This is a genomic window from Rhizobium sp. SSA_523 (assembly GCF_030435705.1).
Lineage (GTDB): Bacteria > Pseudomonadota > Alphaproteobacteria > Rhizobiales > Rhizobiaceae > Neorhizobium.
In genome coordinates this window covers 980,079-999,081 of sequence record NZ_CP129382.1, presented here as the reverse complement: position 1 = coordinate 999,081, position 19,003 = coordinate 980,079, and the positions used below count along the sequence as shown (strand labels likewise).

General features: G+C 60.8%; 21 protein-coding genes, 1 tRNA gene and 1 pseudogene. 16 read left to right on the top strand and 7 right to left on the bottom strand.

Annotated features, from left to right (window positions below; all coding sequences use genetic code 11):
* Positions 1–33 precede the first annotated feature (33 nt).
* From coaD to tgt, 5 genes are all read left to right on the top strand, one after another.
* Positions 34–528, top strand: coding sequence for a pantetheine-phosphate adenylyltransferase (gene coaD, locus QTJ18_RS13235; RefSeq protein ID WP_252754524.1), 495 nt, complete (start codon positions 34–36; stop codon positions 526–528).
* Between the two features lie 36 nt (positions 529–564).
* On the top strand, positions 565–1,131 hold the full coding sequence (locus QTJ18_RS13230; RefSeq protein WP_252754525.1) for a peptidylprolyl isomerase: 567 nt from the start codon (positions 565–567) through the stop codon (positions 1,129–1,131).
* Positions 1,132–1,177: 46 nt separating this feature from the next.
* A complete protein-coding gene (locus QTJ18_RS13225; protein WP_252754526.1) occupies positions 1,178–1,693 on the top strand; it encodes a peptidylprolyl isomerase in 516 nt (171 codons plus the stop codon).
* A gap of 110 nt (positions 1,694–1,803) precedes the next feature.
* Positions 1,804–2,889, top strand: coding sequence for a tRNA preQ1(34) S-adenosylmethionine ribosyltransferase-isomerase QueA (gene queA / locus QTJ18_RS13220; RefSeq protein WP_252754527.1), 1,086 nt, complete (start codon positions 1,804–1,806; stop codon positions 2,887–2,889).
* A complete protein-coding gene (gene tgt / locus QTJ18_RS13215; protein ID WP_252754528.1) occupies positions 2,889–4,013 on the top strand; it encodes a tRNA guanosine(34) transglycosylase Tgt in 1,125 nt (374 codons plus the stop codon). The genes queA and tgt overlap by 1 nt, the downstream gene beginning before the upstream one ends.
* A gap of 10 nt (positions 4,014–4,023) precedes the next feature.
* Here the strand turns inward: tgt and QTJ18_RS13210 are convergent, their stop codons facing one another.
* The gene (locus QTJ18_RS13210; RefSeq protein ID WP_252754529.1) at positions 4,024–4,449 is read right to left on the bottom strand and encodes a DUF4864 domain-containing protein; all 426 of its coding nucleotides are present in this window, start codon (positions 4,447–4,449) and stop codon (positions 4,024–4,026) included.
* Between the two features lie 240 nt (positions 4,450–4,689).
* Between QTJ18_RS13210 and QTJ18_RS13205 the strand changes: the two genes are divergently transcribed.
* Both QTJ18_RS13205 and QTJ18_RS13200 read left to right on the top strand, forming a co-directional pair.
* Positions 4,690–5,907, top strand: a complete 1,218-nt coding sequence (locus tag QTJ18_RS13205) for an MFS transporter (RefSeq protein WP_252754530.1) — start codon at positions 4,690–4,692, stop codon at positions 5,905–5,907.
* 61 nt (positions 5,908–5,968) lie between these two features.
* Complete coding sequence (locus QTJ18_RS13200; RefSeq protein ID WP_252754699.1) at positions 5,969–6,550, top strand: J domain-containing protein; 582 nt, start codon at positions 5,969–5,971, stop codon at positions 6,548–6,550.
* Positions 6,551–6,799: 249 nt separating this feature from the next.
* Here the strand turns inward: QTJ18_RS13200 and QTJ18_RS13195 are convergent, their stop codons facing one another.
* Positions 6,800–7,054, bottom strand: a complete 255-nt coding sequence (locus QTJ18_RS13195; RefSeq protein WP_252754531.1) for a hypothetical protein — start codon at positions 7,052–7,054, stop codon at positions 6,800–6,802.
* Between the two features lie 282 nt (positions 7,055–7,336).
* Here QTJ18_RS13195 and QTJ18_RS13190 point away from each other — a divergent pair, with 282 nt between their 5' ends.
* From QTJ18_RS13190 to QTJ18_RS13170, 5 genes and pseudogenes are all read left to right on the top strand, one after another.
* Positions 7,337–7,786, top strand: a complete 450-nt coding sequence (locus QTJ18_RS13190) for a hypothetical protein (protein ID WP_252754532.1) — start codon at positions 7,337–7,339, stop codon at positions 7,784–7,786.
* A 286-nt stretch (positions 7,787–8,072) separates the two neighbouring features.
* Positions 8,073–9,365: pseudogene (locus tag QTJ18_RS13185) on the top strand (TadE/TadG family type IV pilus assembly protein).
* Between the two features lie 232 nt (positions 9,366–9,597).
* Positions 9,598–9,777, top strand: coding sequence for an Arm DNA-binding domain-containing protein (locus QTJ18_RS13180; RefSeq protein WP_252754533.1), 180 nt, complete (start codon positions 9,598–9,600; stop codon positions 9,775–9,777).
* Complete coding sequence (locus QTJ18_RS13175) at positions 9,758–10,351, top strand: AAA family ATPase (protein ID WP_252754534.1); 594 nt, start codon at positions 9,758–9,760, stop codon at positions 10,349–10,351. The genes QTJ18_RS13180 and QTJ18_RS13175 overlap by 20 nt, the downstream gene beginning before the upstream one ends.
* Before the next feature lie 374 nt (positions 10,352–10,725).
* Positions 10,726–11,835, top strand: coding sequence for a tyrosine-type recombinase/integrase (locus tag QTJ18_RS13170; RefSeq protein ID WP_252754535.1), 1,110 nt, complete (start codon positions 10,726–10,728; stop codon positions 11,833–11,835).
* Here the strand turns inward: QTJ18_RS13170 and QTJ18_RS13165 are convergent.
* Positions 11,806–12,534, bottom strand: a complete 729-nt coding sequence (locus tag QTJ18_RS13165) for a hypothetical protein (protein WP_252754536.1) — start codon at positions 12,532–12,534, stop codon at positions 11,806–11,808. The two genes, QTJ18_RS13170 and QTJ18_RS13165, sit on opposite strands and share 30 nt — an antisense overlap.
* A complete protein-coding gene (locus QTJ18_RS13160; RefSeq protein ID WP_252754537.1) occupies positions 12,524–13,018 on the bottom strand; it encodes a hypothetical protein in 495 nt (164 codons plus the stop codon). Before QTJ18_RS13160 ends, QTJ18_RS13165 begins: the two co-directional genes overlap by 11 nt.
* A gap of 711 nt (positions 13,019–13,729) precedes the next feature.
* Between QTJ18_RS13160 and QTJ18_RS13155 the strand changes: the two genes are divergently transcribed.
* From QTJ18_RS13155 to QTJ18_RS13145, 3 genes are all read left to right on the top strand, one after another.
* Positions 13,730–14,902 (top strand): hypothetical protein, encoded by a 1,173-nt coding sequence (locus tag QTJ18_RS13155; protein ID WP_252754538.1) that lies wholly within the window; start codon positions 13,730–13,732, stop codon positions 14,900–14,902.
* Positions 14,903–15,092: 190 nt separating this feature from the next.
* Complete coding sequence (locus tag QTJ18_RS13150; RefSeq protein WP_252754539.1) at positions 15,093–16,310, top strand: plasmid recombination protein; 1,218 nt, start codon at positions 15,093–15,095, stop codon at positions 16,308–16,310.
* A 34-nt stretch (positions 16,311–16,344) separates the two neighbouring features.
* Positions 16,345–16,905: a hypothetical protein gene (locus QTJ18_RS13145; protein ID WP_252754540.1), complete on the top strand. Its 561-nt coding sequence runs from the start codon at positions 16,345–16,347 to the stop codon at positions 16,903–16,905.
* A gap of 269 nt (positions 16,906–17,174) precedes the next feature.
* On the opposite strand, the gene QTJ18_RS13140 is transcribed toward QTJ18_RS13145, so the two are convergent.
* The 3 genes from QTJ18_RS13140 to QTJ18_RS13130 form a co-directional block, all read right to left on the bottom strand.
* Positions 17,175–17,435 carry a hypothetical protein gene (locus tag QTJ18_RS13140; protein WP_252754541.1) on the bottom strand — a complete coding sequence of 87 codons (261 nt, stop codon included), beginning with the start codon at positions 17,433–17,435 and terminating at the stop codon, positions 17,175–17,177.
* A gap of 20 nt (positions 17,436–17,455) precedes the next feature.
* The gene (locus QTJ18_RS13135) at positions 17,456–17,695 is read right to left on the bottom strand and encodes a hypothetical protein (protein ID WP_252754542.1); all 240 of its coding nucleotides are present in this window, start codon (positions 17,693–17,695) and stop codon (positions 17,456–17,458) included.
* A gap of 533 nt (positions 17,696–18,228) precedes the next feature.
* A tRNA-Ser gene (locus QTJ18_RS13130) sits at positions 18,229–18,318 on the bottom strand.
* Between the two features lie 324 nt (positions 18,319–18,642).
* Here QTJ18_RS13130 and QTJ18_RS13125 point away from each other — a divergent pair.
* The gene (locus QTJ18_RS13125) at positions 18,643–18,915 is read left to right on the top strand and encodes a hypothetical protein (RefSeq protein ID WP_252754543.1); all 273 of its coding nucleotides are present in this window, start codon (positions 18,643–18,645) and stop codon (positions 18,913–18,915) included.
* Positions 18,916–19,003 lie beyond the last annotated feature (88 nt).

The following is a 19,003-nucleotide window of genomic DNA, read 5'->3' as shown; positions in this document are numbered from 1 at the left end:
TGACAAAAGGCGGAAGTTTCGCGAGAGAGTGCAATGACCACTGCCTTTTATCCAGGGTCCTTCGATCCAATGACCAATGGACATCTGGATGTTCTCATCCAGGCGCTGAACGTGGCTGATCATGTCATTGTCGGCATCGGCGTGCATCCCGGAAAGGCACCGATGTTTTCCTTCGAGGAGCGCTCGGATCTGATCCGCCTAGCGCTGGAAGAGGCGCTTCCGGACCGCCGCGACGCCCTTGCGGTCGTTTCCTTCGACAATCTGGTGGTGGATGCGGCGCGCAGCCACGGCGCGCGACTGCTGATCCGCGGACTGCGGGACGGCACCGATCTCGATTATGAAATGCAGATGGTGGGAATGAACGCGCAGATGGCGCCGGATGTGCAGACGGTGTTTCTGCCGGCCGCGACTGCCTCAAGGCCGATTACTGCCACATTGGTCCGGCAGATCGCCTCCATGGGCGGCGACGTCAGGCCTTTCGTGCCCAAGGCCGTCCTCGACGCGCTGACCAAGAAGCTGAAGCGCTGAAGCGCTGCAACCTTTTACCTGAACGGAGCTTGTCCGATGAAATTTCTGTCGCTTGCCTTTGCCACCGCGCTGGCTGCCGCCTCCTTCGTCTCGCAGGCCGCGGCCGCGGCCGGTGATATCCTGACCATCCAGTTGAAGGATGGCCCGGTCGTGATCGAGCTGATGCCGGAGGTGGCGCCGAAACATGTGGCGCAGGTGAAGAAACTCGCCGCCGAGGGCAAATACAACAATGTCGCCTTCCACCGCGTCATCGACGGCTTCATGGCGCAGACCGGCGACGTGCAGTATGGCAATATGGAGAAGGGCTTCGACCAACGCCGCGCCGGCACCGGCGGCTCCGAACTCGCCGATATTCCGGCCGAGTTCTCCAAGGTGCCCTTCGAGCGCGGCACGGTGGGCATGGCCCGTTCGCAGGATCCTGATTCGGCGAATTCGCAGTTCTTCATCATGTTCGACAAGGGCGATTTCCTGAACGGACAATATACCGTCATCGGCAAGGTCGTGTCGGGCATGGATCATGTCGACAAGATCAAGCGGGGCCAGGGCGGCAATGGCGAAGTGTCCAATCCCGATCGGATGATCAAGGTCACGGTCGGGAAATAAAAGGGCGCAAAGCCCAATAGCAAAGCCCAACAGCAAGGAGACTGACATGGCCGAGATCAAGGATCCGGAAAACACCATCATCATGGAAACCACGAAGGGCAAGGTCGTCATCTCGCTGATGCCGGATCTCGCGCCGGAACACGTGGCCCGCGTCAAGGAACTGACGCGCGAAGGCGCCTATGACGGCGTCGTCTTCCACCGCGTCATTGCCGATTTCATGGCCCAGACGGGCGATGTGAAGTTCGGCAAGAAGGGCGGCGAGAGCTTCAATCCCGGCCGCGCCGGTATGGGCGGGTCCGACAAGCCGGACCTGAAGGCCGAATTTTCGGCGGTCCCGCATGTCCGTGGCACCTGCTCCATGGCGCGCTCGCAGAGCCCGAACTCCGCCAATTCGCAGTTCTTCATCTGCTTTACCGATGCGCCCTGGCTCAACAAGCAGTACACTGTCTGGGGTCAGGTCATCGAAGGCATGGACTTCATCGACCAGATCAAGAAGGGCGAGCCGGTATCCGATCCCGACTCGATCGTCTCGATGAAGGTGGCGGCGGACGCCGCAGCCTGATCGACACGTCTGTGACACCATCAGGCGCTTCGGCTCTGCCGGAGCGCTTTTCTTTGTCGGCGGACCGGGCTATCTGACCGGCTCGACGATCAACATGACATGGTCAAAAGATGCGCGTAGACCTTTTCGACTTCGATCTGCCCGAGGGCAATATCGCTCTGCGGCCGGCAAATCCGCGCGACAGCGCCAGACTGCTGGTCGTCGACCCCGATCATGCGCCGCAGCTGACGGACCGGATCGTGCGCGACCTGCCGCATTTTCTCAAGCGCGGCGATGCGCTGGTCTTCAACGATACCAAGGTCATTCCGGCGCAGCTTGAAGGCGTTCGTTCGCGCGAGGGCGCTCCGGACCTGCATGTGTCCGCAACGCTGCATCTGCGCGCGGCCCCCGATATCTGGAAGGCTTTCGCCAGGCCGGGCAAGCGTTTGAAAATCGGCGACCGCATCCGCTTTGGCCATGCCGGCAATGCCTGCTACCTCGGAACCCTGGATGCCGTGCTGGAAGACAAAGGCGAGGGCGGCGAGGTGACCCTGCGCTTCGACCTTTCGGGACCATCGCTGGACGAGGCGATCATGGCGGTCGGCCATATTCCCCTGCCGCCATATATCGCCGCCAAGCGGCCGGAAGACGAGCAGGACAGCCGCGACTATCAGACCATCTATGCGCGTGAAGATGGCGCCGTGGCCGCGCCGACGGCCGGCCTGCATTTCACGCCGGATCTTTTTGCCGCTCTCGACGCCGCCGGGATCGAGCGCCATTTCGTGACGCTGCACGTCGGCGCCGGCACCTTTCTTCCCGTCAAGGCGGACGACACGAGCGACCACAAGATGCATTCCGAAATCGGCCATGTCTCGGCCTCCACCGCCGAGGCGCTGAATGCGGTGCGGGCGCGGGGCGGCAGGATTGTCAGCGTCGGCACGACCTCGCTGCGGCTTCTGGAAAGCGCCGCCGGCGAGAACGGCGAGTTGCAGGCCTGGTCGGGCGCCACCGATATCTTCATCACGCCCGGCTACCGCTTCAAGGCCGTCGACATCCTGATGACCAATTTCCATCTGCCGCGCTCGACGCTGTTCATGCTGGTTTCCGCCTTTGCCGGGCTGGAAACCATGCGCAGTGCTTACGAGCATGCGATTTCCGCGGGTTACCGCTTCTATTCCTACGGCGATTCCAGCCTGCTCTTCCGGAAGACCATCTGATGACCACCGAAAACTTCCAGTTCGCCCTGAAGGCCAATGACGGCAAGGCTCGCCTTGGCGAAATCTCCATGCCGCGCGGCACGATCCGCACGCCGGCCTTCATGCCGGTGGGCACGGTGGGAACCGTGAAGGCCATGTATCTGGATCAGGTGCGCGAGGGCGGAGCCGACATCATTCTCGGCAATACCTATCACCTGATGCTGCGGCCGGGCCCCGAGCGCGTCGCCCGCCTTGGCGGCCTGCACGAGCTTATCCGCTGGCCCGAGCCCATCCTCACCGATAGCGGCGGCTTCCAGGTCATGTCCCTGTCCGGCCTGCGCAAGCTTGACGAAAAGGGCGTGACCTTCAAGAGCCATGTGGACGGCAGCACGCATCACATGTCACCCGAACGATCTATCGAGATCCAGGGCCTGCTCGACAGCGATATCCAGATGCAGCTCGACGAATGCGTGGCCCTGCCGGCGGAGCCGAAGGAGATCGAGCGGGCGATGGAATTGTCGCTGCGCTGGGCGGAGCGCTGCAAGGTCGCCTTCGGCAACCAGCCGGGCAAGGCGATGTTCGGCATCGTGCAGGGCGGTGACCAGCCGGCACTTCGCGTCCGTTCCGCCGAGGGACTGACGGCGCTCGACCTGAAGGGCTATGCCGTCGGCGGGCTGGCCGTCGGCGAGCCGCAGGCGGTAATGCTGGACATGCTGAACATCACGCTGCCGGTTCTGCCGGTCGAAAAACCCCGCTATCTGATGGGGGTCGGAACGCCGGACGATATTCTGAAATCTGTAGCCTGCGGGATCGACATGTTCGACTGCGTCATGCCCACTCGCTCCGGTCGTCACGGTCTTGCCTTCACCCGCAAGGGCAAGGTCAACATCCGCAATGCCAAGCATGCCGAAGACATGCGCCCGCTGGACGACCAGTCCAATTGCCCCGCCAGCCGCGATTATTCCAGGGCCTATCTGCATCATCTGGTCCGGTCCAACGAGGCGCTGGGCGGCATGCTCCTGTCCTGGAACAATCTCTCCTATTATCAGGAATTGATGCAGGGCATCCGCAAGGCGATCGCCGAAGGCCGCTATGCGGATTTCATGGCCGAGACCCAGGAGGGCTGGGCGCGCGGCGACGATTGATCCCCTTGCGTCAGATCCCGGTGCTCGCCGTCTTTTCCAGCACGCGCACGCCGTTCACCTTGTAGCTGCCATCATCCTGGAGCCGCATCTCGTAGATCGCGCTCCAGTCCTTGGCATTCTGGCTGGTGACGATCACCTCCTGCAGCACGAGTTCTCCGCCGCCCACCGATTTGGAGCGGCCGAAGGCGTAGAAGCCTGGATTGGCAAGCGGCGCATAGCGCTGGCGCACCATTGCGAGGAACCGGCCATCGGATGGAAACAGGCTGCGAATGGCGGGGGAGGCGAAGGAATAGGCGGTGGCGGAATCGCCCTTCTTCAGCGCCTGGATCTGGTCGGCAATGATTTTCTGGGCGCTGGTCACGGCATCTTCCGCGGCAAGGCTGGCAAAGCTGCCGGCCCAGAGACAGATGAGCAAAGCTACGAATCGAACCGGCATGCACGTCCTCCTCGATTGTGACATCAGGATAACGCAGTCCGGCGGTTTGTGAAGCGGCATCATATTGGTCCACTTTACCTCTGCCGGTTCTTTGCCTGTCCTTTTCCTGCCTTCTGCCGCTGTCGCGCACACCCGCTGCTGGCGCAAGGTCGGTCCAAGCTTACCCCCTGGCAGTTAGCGCTTGTCCTTCCGTTCACGCCGGTCCATGAAGAGCCTGATTCTTTTCCCGGACGACCCGCCATGATGCTCGCGCCGCCTGCGCTCCTTTTCTTTTGCAACGCTCTCCTGTTCGTATCCCTTTTCACCCGCCTGCCATCCATCCAGGAGGGGCTCGGCGTGGACAAGGCCATGCTGGGCCTTGCGCTTCTCGGCGCGCCGGCCGGCACTTTCCTGGCCCTGCCGATCGCCGGCCGCGTCACGGAAGCGTTGACGCCCCGGCGCACCGCGCCTCTGATGCTGGCCATTGCGGCGCTCATCACCCCGATCCTGACCATTGTGCCGGTTGCCGGCTTCTTCCTCTGCTTCCTCCTGTTTGGCTTCTTCCGCACCATTCTCGATGTCGCCGCGAACATGATCTCCACCGGCATAGAGCAGCGCACCGGCAGGAAGATCCTGTCGAGGAGCCATGGCTTCTGGTCCGTCGGGCTCCTTGTCGGCTCGCTGATATCCGGCTTTCTGGCCAAGCATGAGGTGAGTCCCTTTCACCACCAGCTCGGCGCTGCCCTTGTGGTCGTCCTGTGCTGCGCCATCGTGCTGAAGATCGCGCCGCGCGAAGAGCGCGTCAGCCGCCCCGCAACGGGACGCCGGAAGGTCTTCGTCTGGCCGGACAGGATCATCCTGCTGATCTGCGTGATGGTCTTCGGCATCGGCATCAGCGAAGGCGCGGTGTATGACTGGGGCATTTTCTACTTGCGCGAGGTGCTGCGCGCCGACGCCGCAACAGCGGGCATTCTCTACGCCGGGTTCACGGTTGGCATGGGTGCCACGCGCATGGTGGGCGACAGGCTGCGCGACAGGTTCGGGACCATGACGCTGGTGCGCGGCTCGGCAACGGTGGTCGCCCTGGGCGTGGTCCTGCTTCTTTCGGCGGACAATCTGGCCATGGCGGCGCTAGCGCTTTTCCTGATGGGATGCGGCGTCGCGCTCGGATTCCCGCTGGCCGTGGCCACCACCATTTCCCTGGGGCGCGGCTCGATGGCCGACAATCTGGCGGCGCTGGCACTGACCCTTCTGATCGCCAATATCGGCGTGCCGCCGCTTCTGGGTTTCGTGGCCGAACATGTGAACCTGAAGGCCAGCTTTGCCGTGCTTCTGCCCTTTCTCGTCCTCAGCTTTGCAATGGCGCCGGTGGCGCAGGGGCGTCTGCCGCGCCTCCTGCGACGCTCCGCCGAGACGCCCAAGCCTGGGGAAAAGGCCGCCACGGCCCCTGTTTCGCCACAAGATGCGGCGAGGGGTTGAGACCGCGCCGCGATGAGACTACGAGAGGGTGACCTTGGAGCAAAACAAACCGGGTGGTAGCGTGATCGACCCCTACAAAACCTTGGGCGTGACCCGTGACGCGGACGGCGCCGCGATCAAGTCTGCCTATCGTTCGAAGGCCAAATCGGCGCATCCGGACACTGGTGGCGATGTCGAAGCCTTTTCCAAGGTCACGGCGTCTTACGAATTGCTGCTCGATCCGGTACGCCGCAAAATCTACGACGATACGGGCTTCGATCCGCAGCTGACCGACTCCAAGGATCTCGAAGGACTGCTGGTTCTCGACACGCTGGTCAACGAGATCATTCTGGACGAGCGCGCGCCCGGCAGCTTCGACCCGGTTTCGGCCATGCGCCGCAAGCTGACCGACAAGGTCGTCAATACGCGCTTTCACATTCTGGAACTGGAGCGCCATCGCGGCCGCATCCGCAACCATATTGACCGGATTGCCAAACGACCCGAGAGCGATGTGCTGGGGCGGATGCTGACGGCCCGCTGCGACGCCATTGCCGATGCGATCGGCAAGGCGGAAGCCGAGATCAAGGTGATCGAGCAGGCCTATGCGATGCTCGACGGCTATTCCTACGAAATGGAAGAGGATATGGCGAAAGCGGCCGAATAGTCCGGCCCATGCGCCATGAGGCCGGATGCCTCACCTATAGGTGTGATCCCGGACCGGACAGGTGGGAAGCTCGCCTGCCAATTCGTTGGCCATGGGAAGAAAGCGGAAAAATACCCATGTTCTCCATCCCTGTCACGTCCGCTTGACACGGCCCGGGTTCGAGAGACAAACCCGCATCCGGACCAATCGTTCCCGTACAACCATGCTTGTCAGCGCCGAAGATCCACTGCAATGCCTCGGATACGGGTTCTAATGTTCCGTCTGATCCTGCGGCATGTCGCGGTGCGACATGTCATCCAAAGCCAGATCCTCATCGCCTGCGGACCGGGCCAGCCGAAGCACGAAATCCTCCGCCGCATCGGCCAGCGACAGCGCTATTTCCGCAAGGTCGAGGCCTTGCCGCTTCAGATCCTCGATCATCAGCAACATGGCCGCCTCCACCTTGAAACGGCAGCCGATGCTGGGTTCGAAACTATCGCCTGTGCCTGTATATGCCTGTGCCATTGTCTACATCCGGTTGCCCGCACATAAGCATGCCACAAGATCTGCCACATTCAAGCTTGTGCTTAAATGACAGTTAACATTTTCGTGCCTGTTTCAGATTGGTGCGCAGAGCTTGACGATCGATCCAATTGTCCCGCCTGCGATCCGCCGGGCCCGCGTCGAAACGAGGCGACCGGCATCTCCGCTCTGTGGCGGCAGATCGGTACGGGACAGTCACTCATTTGGGAACGGACGGCGCTTTGGCGGGTTGGCTGAGAGGATCATTCATCAGGAGGCCAGCAAATGGCATCGGAACGAACATCACAAACCGGCGTGCTTTCCAGTCTCGCAACCGAGCTCGGGCTGAAGGCGCCTGAAGAGGCACGGATGGAAGAGCGCATGGCCGAGACGCATGAGCTCGAAGCGCGAGAGCTTGAACGGAGAGAGCTCGAACAGCGAGAGCGGGAGGCTGAGGCGTTGACGGCGAAGGCGACGGCGGCTGAGGCCACGCAGGCTAGTCTGGCACGTGCGAGGGCGCAGGAGGTCGGCTTCTCATCGGTGTCCGGCCGCCAGGATGCAAGCCTGCCTCCCGTCGCCGTGCAATCGGCGCTTGATCGGCAAGGCGCAAACGATCAGGAATTTACCCGCCAGGCGGAAGAGCACGAAGCCGAGATGCGCAAGGCAAAGCAGGATGCAGAGGCGAGGCCGCAGGGCGTTCTGCCCGTCGGAGCGGCGATCGCACCGCCGGATTGATCTGTACCAGATCTTGATGTCAGGCACCGATTACGCCGGAGCGATTTGTGTCCGGCGAGAAGAAGCCGGATACGACAGTCCCCCTCCAGTCCGGCGCGGATTTTCGACAACGCCCGGTGGCCAGAAACGCCCGGCCCGCCGAATGGGCCGGATTTCCTTAAGCGGCTGCTTTTTAATCAGATATTATCGCTAATTTAGATCAATGGCCCGCCGGTCATTGCGATTTACCAATGATAGACGGCTTGGCCGCATGTTGACAGCCTATCAGATTGTCGATGGGTGAAACATGCTGCGAAGGTTTCTGCGTTCCGAGGATGGAAATTTCGGCCTTTTGACCGGGCTTTTGATGGTGCCGGTGATCGGCGTTGCGGGCCTGGGCGTCGATCTCTCCAACGCCATGCTGGTGAAGAACGAGCTCCAGGCCGTGGCCGACGCCGCCGCGCTCGCCGGTATTTCCGACAATTCATCCGGCTACAAGGAAGCGATGACCATGCCGCAGGATGGCATCATCATTGTCGGCCAGGATGATGCCAAGCGGCTATTCATGGGCCAGGTGGCCAGCCAGACCGGTTACGTGGTCAAGGATGTCGCCGTCAGCGTGAAGCGCGAAGGGATCAACATCACCTCGTCCATCGATTATGCGGCCGAAGTGCCGACCTCTCTTCTGCGGATCCTCGGCAAGACCAGCATTCCGATCCGTGGTTCGGCAACCGCGACCTATAAAACGGCGACGTTCCAGGATTTCTACCTTCTCCTCGACAATACGCCCTCCATGGGCGTTGCGGCGACGCCGGCCGATGTCGACAGGATGGTCGCCAATACCAAGGACAAATGCGCCTTTGCCTGTCATATCGTGAAGGATGGGGTGGAAGATCCGAACAGCTATTACAACCTCGCCATAAAGCTCGGCGTGACCACCCGCATCAATGTCGTGGCGCAGGCGACCGCCGCTCTGATGGATACGGCAAGCAGCGTGCGCAAGGTCGCCAACCAGTTCCGCATGGCGGTCTATACATTCGGCGAGAAGGCCGAGGACACCAAGCTCATGGAAGTGACGAGCCTCACCGCGGACCTGAAGGTCGCCAAGCAGAGGGCGAGCATGATCGACCTGATGTCCATTCCCTACTAGGGCTACAACAACGACCAGCAGACCGATTTCGACCTGGTCATGAAGAATATTGCCAAGGAGATCGGCAAGGCCGGCACCGGCGCCAGCGCAGCCTCGCCGGAAAAGGTCGTGTTCTTCGTCTCGGACGGCGTGAACGACAGCAACAAGCCCTCGGGATGCAAGAAGAAGGTAACCAGCGGCCGGTGCCAGGAACCGATCAATGCGAGCTATTGCGATGCGCTGAAGAAGCATGGCTACAAGGTCGCCGTCCTCTATACGACCTATCTGCCGCTGCCGACCAATAACTGGTATAATGACTGGATCAAGCCTTTCCAGAACGAGATCCCGGCACGGATGAAGGATTGCGCTTCCGACGGCCTGTACTTCGAGGTCAGCCCCTCGCAGGGGATTTCCGAGGCCATGAGCGCGCTGTTCATGAAGATCGTCAGCACGCCGAGGCTTTCCAGCTGAGGTGTCGCAAGCGTGCCGGAGACAGCGCTGCGGATCACTGTCCACAGGAGGCTCTGCGGCTGACGCCGAGGGATTGATGGACAGCCCGGCCTCAGAGATAGGGAAATGGCGGAAGAGGTGTCCGCAAGAACACAAGCATTAGTGTCAAAGATGAAAATAGCCCTAGACTTTGTGGGCTTTCGTCGTAATTTTGTTGGCGATTTTAGGCCAAATTTTATGGCAAGGTTTCATCATGGCACGGCACAAGCTGTCAGAAAAGCAATGCAAAGCACTCGCTGATCCCGGCATCTACAGTGACGGTGACGGTCTCTATCTCAGGGTCCGGCCAGGCGGATCCAAACAATGGTTGTTCGTCTATCGATGGCAAGGCAAGCGCGCCGAGATTGGCCTAGGTGGATACGGGCAGGCTTGAGGCGGGGATCCAGGATCACGTCGATAAGCGAGTGAAGTACCGGCTCCGATTCACTGAGCCTGCGAATGATAACAAGCAGTATCCCGGCATCATCTCCAGCGCGGCCTTCGTCAAGGATTTCGTGCCGCCAGATTATGCCCTCGACGGTGTGTTCCAGTCGCGATACTTCTACAGCCTGACCGGCACGACGGGAACGGGCAAAACTGCCGTGCTCCTCCTATTGGCGGCAGCCACAGCACTTGGCCTGCCGGTGGGCGGCAGGGATGTGAAGCCGGGCCGGGTGATATATATGGCTGGCGAGAACCCAGACGACGTTCAGATGCGCTGGATCGCTGCCGGTCATCATCTGGGCTTCGATCCAGAAGACATCGACGTTCACTTCCTCAAAGGCACGACGGACATCTCAGAGACAATCGAACTTGTCCGCAAAGATGTGGAAGCACTCGGCGGCGCGAGCCTCGTGATCGTGGATATGTTCCTGTCGGCTGGCGACACCGCTGTGGGCGCTGGTGTGTGCCTTCGCCGGTCTTCATGGATGAAGGCGATTGATGACGATATGGCGCTAGCGCGTTAGGCCAACGACCTGCATGCAGAACTCATGGAGATCGACGAGATCTGGCGCGGTCTGATCCGCCGGCTGCGGAGGAGAGCGTGACATTCTTCGCCGTAAGGAGATCAGGAGAAAGATCAATAATGGCGCAAGTTGCGCCATTGATGCAGAGAAAGGCGCCTTCGTCCGTTTTATGGCATATTTTATGCCTCCGGAGAAACGCCATTGATTTTACTATGTTTTTTGGGTTTTTGGCGGAAGAGGTGGGATTCGAACCCACGGTACGGTCTCCCGCACGCCGGTTTTCAAGACCGGTTGAAAATCACTGATTAACTTGTATTTTTTCGTCTTTCCTGCGATATGTTGCAGCATTGTTGCAGAAAGCAGGAAAAAGCGGCATGGCGAGCATTACGAAGCGTGGGGGGAAATGGACGGTCACGGCACGACTTCCGGATAGCTTCACAGGGCCCTGCAAGTCCCGCTCGATCTCGAATACCTTCAAGTCGAAGCGCGACGCCCAAGTCTGGATCGACGCAACGGAGTCTGCCATGCGCCTCGGCACATGGAAAGACCCCCGGCTTGAGCCGAAGCCCGGAACGTCGAAGGGCTACCTCGATCGTCCCTTCAAGGATGCCCTCCAGGATTACCGCGACAAGATCACTCCGGAGAAGAAGGGAGCCGAGCAAGAGGTCGCAATGTTGAACATGCTGGCACGGGAGGACTTCGCGTTGAAGACTCTCCGGGAGCTGACGGTGGAGCATTTCGTTGCCTTCCGCGACGCACGCCGGGATGACGGAAAAGCAGCTTCCACGATCCGGAACAACTTGAATACCGTCAGTGCGGTCTATGAGTGGCTGATCCATGAGAAGTCGGTCCAGACTTCGAACCCCATTGCCTCGCTCCGGAAGAGACGGCGCGGCATCCCGCAACCTGGCGCAGGCAGAGATAGACGGCTTCGCCCAGAAGAGGAAGAACGCATCTGGTCAGCCCTTACCGGAGAGACGTGGCAAAACCGCCAATGGCAAGCCCTGTTCCCTGTCCTCCTGGACACCGGGATGCGTGCGGGGGAAGTTCGCAGCATCCTCGCGGGTTGGGTGCGCCGAGAGCACGGCTTCATCGTGATACCCGAGAAGGATGTGAAAGGAAACGAGCATCGGTACGTCGCCCTCTCCGATCGCGCCTATGACTTGCTCCTGCATCAAGCCGAGGGCGAGCCCGACGATGCTGCGGTGTTCAAGATGACGAAGAACTCAGCGGAACATGAATGGCAGAAGATTCGGGAGGCGGCTGGCTGCCCCGATCTGAGGATTCACGACTTGCGTCATGAGGCCCTGAGCCGGATGGCGGCGAACGGTGCGGACCTGAAGACACTCATGAGACAGTCCGGTCACAAGACTGTGGCCGTTCTTATGCGATATCTGAATCCTACCAAGGAAGAGCAGCGCGCTCGACTGTTCGGTACCAAGGTTGTCAATCCGTCAGTAGGGGAAGCGCTCGAAGACGTTTAAAAGCAAGGTTTCGATATGGCTGGCTACCATGTTTGGGCCGACCTTCAGGCTGTTGGGGTGTCCGCAGCCGTTCCGAAGATTAAGAGCTTGAACCAACTCGGTCTTCGCGTTCTTCCCGATGATGCCGATGGCGGCTATCCTGTCGAGGAAGTCTGCTTCGCCCATCCTCGCCAATCCATCCTCATTGACTGCATCCTTCCACCTTGCATTGACGCGGGAAGCCTCGGCGTTGAATTTCGCTAGGTGGTTCGCCGCCACGTCACGGTAGAGAACATCTACAGCAGCGATCCACGACATCACTATCGCGGACCTGTAGAGGCCAGCCTCATAGCACTTGATTGACTCTTCGGCGAACAGACGGGTGGACTCGTTTGTAATCTTCGCCAGGTGCGCCCGGAGATCAGTCGCAACCTGCGTGGCGGCAGGACTCAGGCTGCTGACGCCTAGATTGGTAAGATGAGTCCTTCCAACCCCGGTCAGTTCCCATCCGGCGGGGACCCGAATCGCTGTTCCTTTGCTTCTTCCGAGGATCGCCGAGATATTCATCTTGCTTGGCAAACGCAGACCTGCCGCATGTGTCCGGGCGCGGAGATCGGCGACAGAACAAGGCTTGTCGAATGAGGCGATAGCGATGAGCAGCTTGTCCAAGGTCGGCAGGTCACGATGAAGCCAGTCTTTCAACGAGGCTTCACTCAACAAGTTTGGCCTCCAAACTGGCGTGTTCGCTAGCAGTCAAAGAGTATACCCCAGACTTTATTTCATTTAACTTATTGCCCACCAAGTTATTCAGGTTCTTGGCGAAATTTGACCGCATGTTAGTGTTGTAGTGTTTCGTGGCTTGCTTCATGACATCAAGAAGCTCCTGTCGCGTGAACCGATCCTTGCCCTCAAATATTTGCAACGCAGCAGCCCCGGCAATGATTAGATCTGGTCCAGACTTCACGTCCAATCTTGCAGCAATTGTAGAAATGTGAAGGGTCTGAGCCGGAGACGCTTTTTCAGACGGTACCGTATCACGCGCGTCTTCCACGGCATGTGCCTCCGGGACCTCTCGTAAGGCTGGTACCTTGAAGAGTGTTTCGATGTGCGAGAACAACTCCTTGATGTCCTCTACTCCGAATTCGGTTTCGCCCTCGTACTCGAATTCCACAGGCCCTGCCTTGATCTTAACCTTACCCGCCACTTGAAGTTCCCCTGCCTTAAATTCGGCTAGAAGTAGCAGATTCGCGTCATCTAGTCATCCCAGGCGCTGGCCAAGGTTGACGTCGGCTGCGCCGACAGAGAGCATAAAAAAAGCCGCTGTCATCGGGCTGGGAACCCTCGGCGGCTTTTCAGGAGACTGTTCAGTAATGATGAACATCGGCGATGAAGTTGTAAATACCCCATTGACGGGTAATTGAGCGGGGGGCTGGGACATAGCCCAGCCCGGACAACAGAACTTCCTGCCCTACGGCGTCAACAAATTTTGCCGGATGCCACGGCTTCCGCGTCCGGCATCTTCTCCTTGGCTTCTCTACCCGGCGCGTCCTCCGGAGCGTTCGCGGGCCTCCTCGATTCTATTCATGCCAGCGCTCCACGTCCTGTATCCGATGCCGCTCAGCGTGGCCGTCAGGCCTCGCAGAGACCGGGCAGAGCTCCGGTCCTTGGGAGTGGAGGAGCTACGGTTCCGCAAAGCGGGATCGGAGGGCCTTCTCTCCTCCTCCCGGAGGGCTCATCTTCCGTCAAGAGATGGTCACTTCTGGGACGTATCCAGAAGCTCTGCCGTCCGGCTAACCCTGCCGAACGTGGGCCTGCCGTCTGCGGTTGCGGTCGCCCCGGCTATGAAGCTACGTCGGTCAACGTCCACCTCCGTTGCGACGAAACGACTGGCGAATTTCGATCCGGAGTTTCCGGCGTGTACCGTTGCGGTTCGCCGTGGCTGTGTCCAGTCTGCGCGGTGTGGAAGGCGCTGGAGCGGGCACAGAAGATCGAGGCTGTCGCCAAGGCGACCTTCGCGAGAGGGGGACAAGTCGGCCTACTGGTTCTGACAGCCTCCCACTCAAAGGGCATGTCTCTGGCCGATGTGAAGAAGCTCATCCAGGACGCATCCAGCAAAGCCCGGAAGGGTCGGGCATGGATCAACGCGCAGGCCGAATATGGAATCATGGGCGTCGTCGTCGGACAGGAAGTCACTTACAGCCTCGTCAACGGCTGGCACTATCACCAGCACCTCTGCATTCCGGTGGACGGTCCGACAGACGAGGAAAAGGCCCGTGCGGGCGAGGATGAGGCCTTGCTTGAAACCTTTGCCCGCGAACGGGCAGAGAAGGCCGCCCGGTGGCTCGCTGCGGCCTACAAGGACCAGATTCGTGCGAGAGGCGGCAAGGTCTCCGATCGCCATGGTTGCCGGGTCCGTGTCGCTGACGATTGGGAAGATGCGAGCGGATACACGGCCAAGGGTAGCATGGCATGGGAAGTCTCTGGCGGTCACAAGGATCTGACGAAGGCCGCATCGTCCATGACCCCATGGGATGTCGCGGCGGCGGCCATCGATGGCGATGCCTTCATGATGCAGAGGTGGCGCGATTACGTGGACGTGATGCCCGGCACGAGAACGTGCGTCGTGTCCGCCGCTCTGGCGAAGAAGCTGGACATCCCGGTTTCGGAGACTGAGGAAGGCGAACAGGAACTCCACGAGCGCGACGACATCGTTGGTCGTGTGGAGGCACCCATCTGGCGGCGCTGGATGCGGTTCGGCCTCGCCGCGACGTTCCTGAGCCGCGTCGAGTATGGGGGAGCCGAAGGCTTTGTCGATGCTGTCAATGCGACTGAGCAAGATGCGGACGCCGTAGCCGCCCGCCGGGCCGATGAAGAGGACACGCTGCGGAGCATCGTCGAAGAGGTGTTTTGTGGGGCCACGGTCGTCCGGCTGGACTGCAAGCGCGCTGACGATCGGATTCCGTTCGAGACAGACGAGCAGGCCGCCCGGGAGGCGAGGATGCGGGCCGTCCGTGAGGCCGATCGGCGCCAACGATCGGCTCCGAGTGACGGGCGGCCGTGGGTCCTTGATTGCCGCGAAGCGGCGTGACGACGGCAACGGTCGTCACCGTGGCAACCGCACGGTTGCCTCGTCGTCCAGGGACGACGACAAAGCCCCCGGCAGGGTCCCCAGACGGGGCAGACGACAATAACCGCAGGGCATTGGCTTAGTCTGTCACTAAAGGAACGGTTGCGGCTGGCTTCGCCGATGCTGATCATATTCCACAGGGAGGGACGGCATGGGCTTTCAATTCGTGCATTTCGAGGGGTTCAGTCGGCAAGGCGGCAAGTCAGGCCGCACGACCGATTTTGTGTTCAGTGAGGCTGCGCGCCGTCCAGATGCCTGTCCTCATGTTGGGGAGCCGCAGCCGCCTGAAACGGTGTTCGGCGTGGGCATTGAGGAGGTTCAGGCGCGTCACGATGAACGTGCGGCGGCTGCGCGTGATCTGATGTCGAACGGACGGTCCCGGGCGATCCGGAAGACGCAACAGACCTTGGCGACGATCATCGCCTCCCATCCTTTCACGGTGGAGGAGGTTCGCAACGATCGGGCCAAGGCAGCGGCGGTGGCCACATGGGAGAAGCGGACTGTTGCGTGGCTTCGTGCCGAATACGACGACCAGCTCGTGGGCGTGGTCCGGCATGTCGATGAACGGTTCTGTCACCTGCATGCATACGTCCTTCCTGGCAACCCCATGATGAAGGTTTCCGACCTGCATCCTGGGCATATCGCGAAGGCTGCCGTTGTCGATGCCGGTCCTCGTGCTGGTGAAGATGCGAAGGCTCTGAACCGGAGGGGCGATCAGGCATATCGAGAGGCCATGCGCAGTTGGCAGGATTCCTATCACCAGCATGTCGGCGTGCCGTGCGGACTGGCTCGCCTGGGGCCGGGCAAGCGTCGGTTGAAGCGTGCGGAATGGCACGACGAGAAGCGCCAAGCCGACGCGCTGCGCTCCACCCTTTCCATGGCGGCGGAGTTGCGGGCGAAGGGGGATGCCTTCACATCGAAGGTGAAAGCGGAGACAGCAAAACTCCGGGCCGATGCGGCCCGGAAGGTCGATGCCGCCAAGGCGGTGGAGAAACAGGCCCGCGAACGGGAGGAAATGGCCCGTAGGGCAACGGTGCAGGCTGAGCTTGCAACGAGCGCCGCCCGTCGTCTGAGTGGCCTTGGCGGCGCTTTTCGTGGCTTCTGGGACGGCATTCGTCGATCAAAACTCGCGGCGCGTCTCCGGGAAGAGCTGCTGCCGACCGTTGAACGGTGGCAACAGGCGGAGGCTGCGGCCCGTGCGGCTGCTGCTGCGGAGTCCGATCGGCGGGTGGCGGCTGAAAAACGGGCGTCCGTTCTGTCTGGATCGGTCGCGGAGATCGGCGCGCAGCGCGACGAGCTGCGGGCGCGACTGGCGCGGTATGAACCTGCCGCCGTCGTTGCGCCGGTCCCCGCCCGGCCGCAACCTTGAGGTTGAAGGTTGGTCCAGGTCTGGAGGAGTGGGCATGTCAGACAAGAGACGTAACTGTGCCGATCGGGCGAGAGCGGAGGCGATGACGCGGAAGATTCATCGTCGAAAGCGTTTCGATCCGGCCATGTCGGTTTTCATAAAGATGCTCGGGCTCGCCTCCTTCGTGATCAACCTGCTTCCGGAGTTCGGGTCTACGACCTCGATCTCCTTGCCGGAACCTCCCCGGCCGGAACCTGTCCGGGAGCCTTTGCCGGAGACGGAGCCCCGGACCTATCGGCTGGCGCCGTCCTGGCCTCGGCTGATGAAAGACTTGGCCAGGCCTGTCGCCCGGTCAATGGCCGCGGGGGAGCTCTACGCTCGCTTGCCTGTCGAGGTCCGGCCCTGGCTTGATGAGGTCGTCAAGACTGAGGACTGGTCATCGCTCCGCTTCTTCGCAAAATCCGGCGCGACCGACGAGATGGCTAGTGCGGGCGCTCTCGCCGCTTTCCGGAGATGGAAAGCGGATAAGGAGACGGAGGTTCAGGAGGTGTTGGACGCGACAGCTAAGGGCGGCAAGGCAGGAGCCGTGGCAAAGCCGAGGGGGACCGGCAAATGAAATGGGCAGTGTTATTCATCGCCATGGGCCTGACTCTCTCGGTGACCATCGTCATGGCGATCGAAGCCGATCGTCACGGCGTACAGCCTTCTCCCGCGCTAACATGGGGCGGGCCATCCTCGGCGCCGCACTGGACCGAGTCTGTCTCGACGCCGTCAATGACACGAAAACGGGGCTGAAGAGCCCCGCCGTCAACATTCTAATCGATCTGGAAGGCCGTAGGATGCCCTCCGGGCGATTGGGTGGTGTCTGTATCCACCCGAATCCGATCACGTCAGACGTAGGCCCCCCACAGCGAACTGGAGGGCTGCGGCGGTCGCCTCGCCCATGCCTGCATCCCTCGACATGGTAAAGCCGAAAATTGCCGGGCGGGGGTTCTCGAAGGTCGGGTTAGGCAGGTCGCCCGTCCAGACCCATCGACCGACTACGCAGTTAGCTACACGACTGACGTACATGCTCAAATCTCCGATGTCGGCGGTTGCCGGAGCGTCCTTGTCCTGTTCGTTGTAGTACCATGCCACGCTGTCCACTTCGATCTCCTTTCAGGTTGTCATGCTGCTGCGAGTGTTTCCAAGGCTCGAACGCCGCGCTGCTGCACGGCCTTCGCTAGTTCCTTTCCGGAACCGGGGACGCGGGTGCGCCGAACGAGGCGCTGAACACCAGTCTGGCGATTCTGGACGAGGATCGTGGCGACGTACCAGAGGACTTCACCGGAAGCCGTCTGATGCATTGTCTCGATGACAAGGACGTCGATCGCTAGGCCGCGAACCGTGGTTGTTGTCGTCTTCATCCGGGAACCTCCTAAGCCTTTGAAAACACAATTTTTATAGCCGATTTCAGGGGTGGAGCCCAGGATGCGCGGAAATCATTTCCGGGTCATCGATCGGATGACGATCGAAAGGTTAACTGCGATTCAGAACGGCACGGCGGCTAGGCAGGGGTTGACGGCGGGAGGGGCGGCATAGGCTTTTCGCCCGCCTTGCCCAAACGGGGCATGGCGGTGACCGAAGGTCAAGAACAGCCGCCCCTCTCACCGTCACCGATCGCCAAGGTTCCGTGACTATTTTTTCTCCGGTCCGCGTGCGGATCGGGGCGGGACACGTGGCCCGCCCCGAAGGGAAGGAAAAAATCGTCATGGAAAGGCGAGAGGCTACCCCTGCCGGGAGGATTCTAGGGGATGGACGTCTGCAACAAGAATCAAGGCCATTTGCAACAGGAATGCAGTTGCAGCATTGTTGCAGATAATTGTTGACAATGTTGCAGTTTACCCCAACTCGAGGCACTTCGTGTCAACAAAAACTGCCAAAGCATTTCAAAGGCTTGTGGCGGAAGAGGTGGGATTCGAACCCACGGTACGGTTTCCCGCACGCCGGTTTTCAAGACCGGTTCCTTAAACCACTCGGACACTCTTCCCTATGATTGATCGCCGAGGCATGCATGGCCTGCCTGCAGGCCCTGGGCGGGTGGAAATGCGGCTAAGCCCTTGCCTTGGATCCGATCATTCAACGGCTGGCTTTTTAGCAGCTTTGCCCGCCGCGTCAACGTGCCTGTGGCGTTTGGCGCCGGTTTGGTGGGAGCCGGGAAAGCGTGCCGGTGGAAGGCGGGGTAGAGTTGCAAAGCCGGAGCCGGGAGGCAAGGGCAAGCCGGGCAGGGGCCAACACTGCACATGCGCCGAAACCTCCGCAAATCCGCCATATCGGCGGGAGAGAGTGAGGGTGATCGTGAGAGGAGAGCCCCATGCATCTAAGGCTGAATGCCGCCTGGCGCTGGCTTTACGTGTCTTTTTGTCTGCTGGTCGTGCTCGTCGCGGCGGCCGGACCGGTCTTCACCGACCAGATCCGCTGGGGCGCGGAAGATTTTGCCGCCGCCTCGGGCCTGTTCGGCCTCGCTTACCTCGCCATCGAACTGTCGCTCCTTCGGCTGCGCCGCAGATCTTTGCGCATCGCGGCCTTGGGGCTTGTGGCCATCAGCCTCCTTTCGGTCTGGGCCCATCTCGCCATAGAGTTCTAGCCGTTTGGAGAAAGACGTCCGGCGCAATCACCGTGCCGGCGTCTCAGGCGGTCAGCAGGCCTCAGTCGCCCGGCCGTCGCCGGCATGC

What these genes read in the sequence shown, in the direction of transcription:
- QTJ18_RS13135 (WP_252754542.1), bottom strand. Translation starts at nt 17,695, where the DNA reads ATGAAGACGACAACAACCACGGTTCGCGGCCTAGCGATCGACGTCCTT.
- QTJ18_RS13150 (WP_252754539.1), top strand. Translation starts at nt 15,093, where the DNA reads ATGGGCTTTCAATTCGTGCATTTCGAGGGGTTCAGTCGGCAAGGCGGC.
- QTJ18_RS13225 (WP_252754526.1), top strand. Translation starts at nt 1,178, where the DNA reads ATGGCCGAGATCAAGGATCCGGAAAACACCATCATCATGGAAACCACG.
- coaD (WP_252754524.1), top strand. Translation starts at nt 34, where the DNA reads ATGACCACTGCCTTTTATCCAGGGTCCTTCGATCCAATGACCAATGGA.
- queA (WP_252754527.1), top strand. Translation starts at nt 1,804, where the DNA reads ATGCGCGTAGACCTTTTCGACTTCGATCTGCCCGAGGGCAATATCGCT.
- QTJ18_RS13195 (WP_252754531.1), bottom strand. Translation starts at nt 7,054, where the DNA reads ATGGCACAGGCATATACAGGCACAGGCGATAGTTTCGAACCCAGCATC.
- tgt (WP_252754528.1), top strand. Translation starts at nt 2,889, where the DNA reads ATGACCACCGAAAACTTCCAGTTCGCCCTGAAGGCCAATGACGGCAAG.
- QTJ18_RS13170 (WP_252754535.1), top strand. Translation starts at nt 10,726, where the DNA reads ATGGCGAGCATTACGAAGCGTGGGGGGAAATGGACGGTCACGGCACGA.
- QTJ18_RS13125 (WP_252754543.1), top strand. Translation starts at nt 18,643, where the DNA reads ATGCATCTAAGGCTGAATGCCGCCTGGCGCTGGCTTTACGTGTCTTTT.
- QTJ18_RS13230 (WP_252754525.1), top strand. Translation starts at nt 565, where the DNA reads ATGAAATTTCTGTCGCTTGCCTTTGCCACCGCGCTGGCTGCCGCCTCC.
- QTJ18_RS13210 (WP_252754529.1), bottom strand. Translation starts at nt 4,449, where the DNA reads ATGCCGGTTCGATTCGTAGCTTTGCTCATCTGTCTCTGGGCCGGCAGC.
- QTJ18_RS13180 (WP_252754533.1), top strand. Translation starts at nt 9,598, where the DNA reads ATGGCACGGCACAAGCTGTCAGAAAAGCAATGCAAAGCACTCGCTGAT.
- QTJ18_RS13190 (WP_252754532.1), top strand. Translation starts at nt 7,337, where the DNA reads ATGGCATCGGAACGAACATCACAAACCGGCGTGCTTTCCAGTCTCGCA.
- QTJ18_RS13145 (WP_252754540.1), top strand. Translation starts at nt 16,345, where the DNA reads ATGTCAGACAAGAGACGTAACTGTGCCGATCGGGCGAGAGCGGAGGCG.
- QTJ18_RS13205 (WP_252754530.1), top strand. Translation starts at nt 4,690, where the DNA reads ATGATGCTCGCGCCGCCTGCGCTCCTTTTCTTTTGCAACGCTCTCCTG.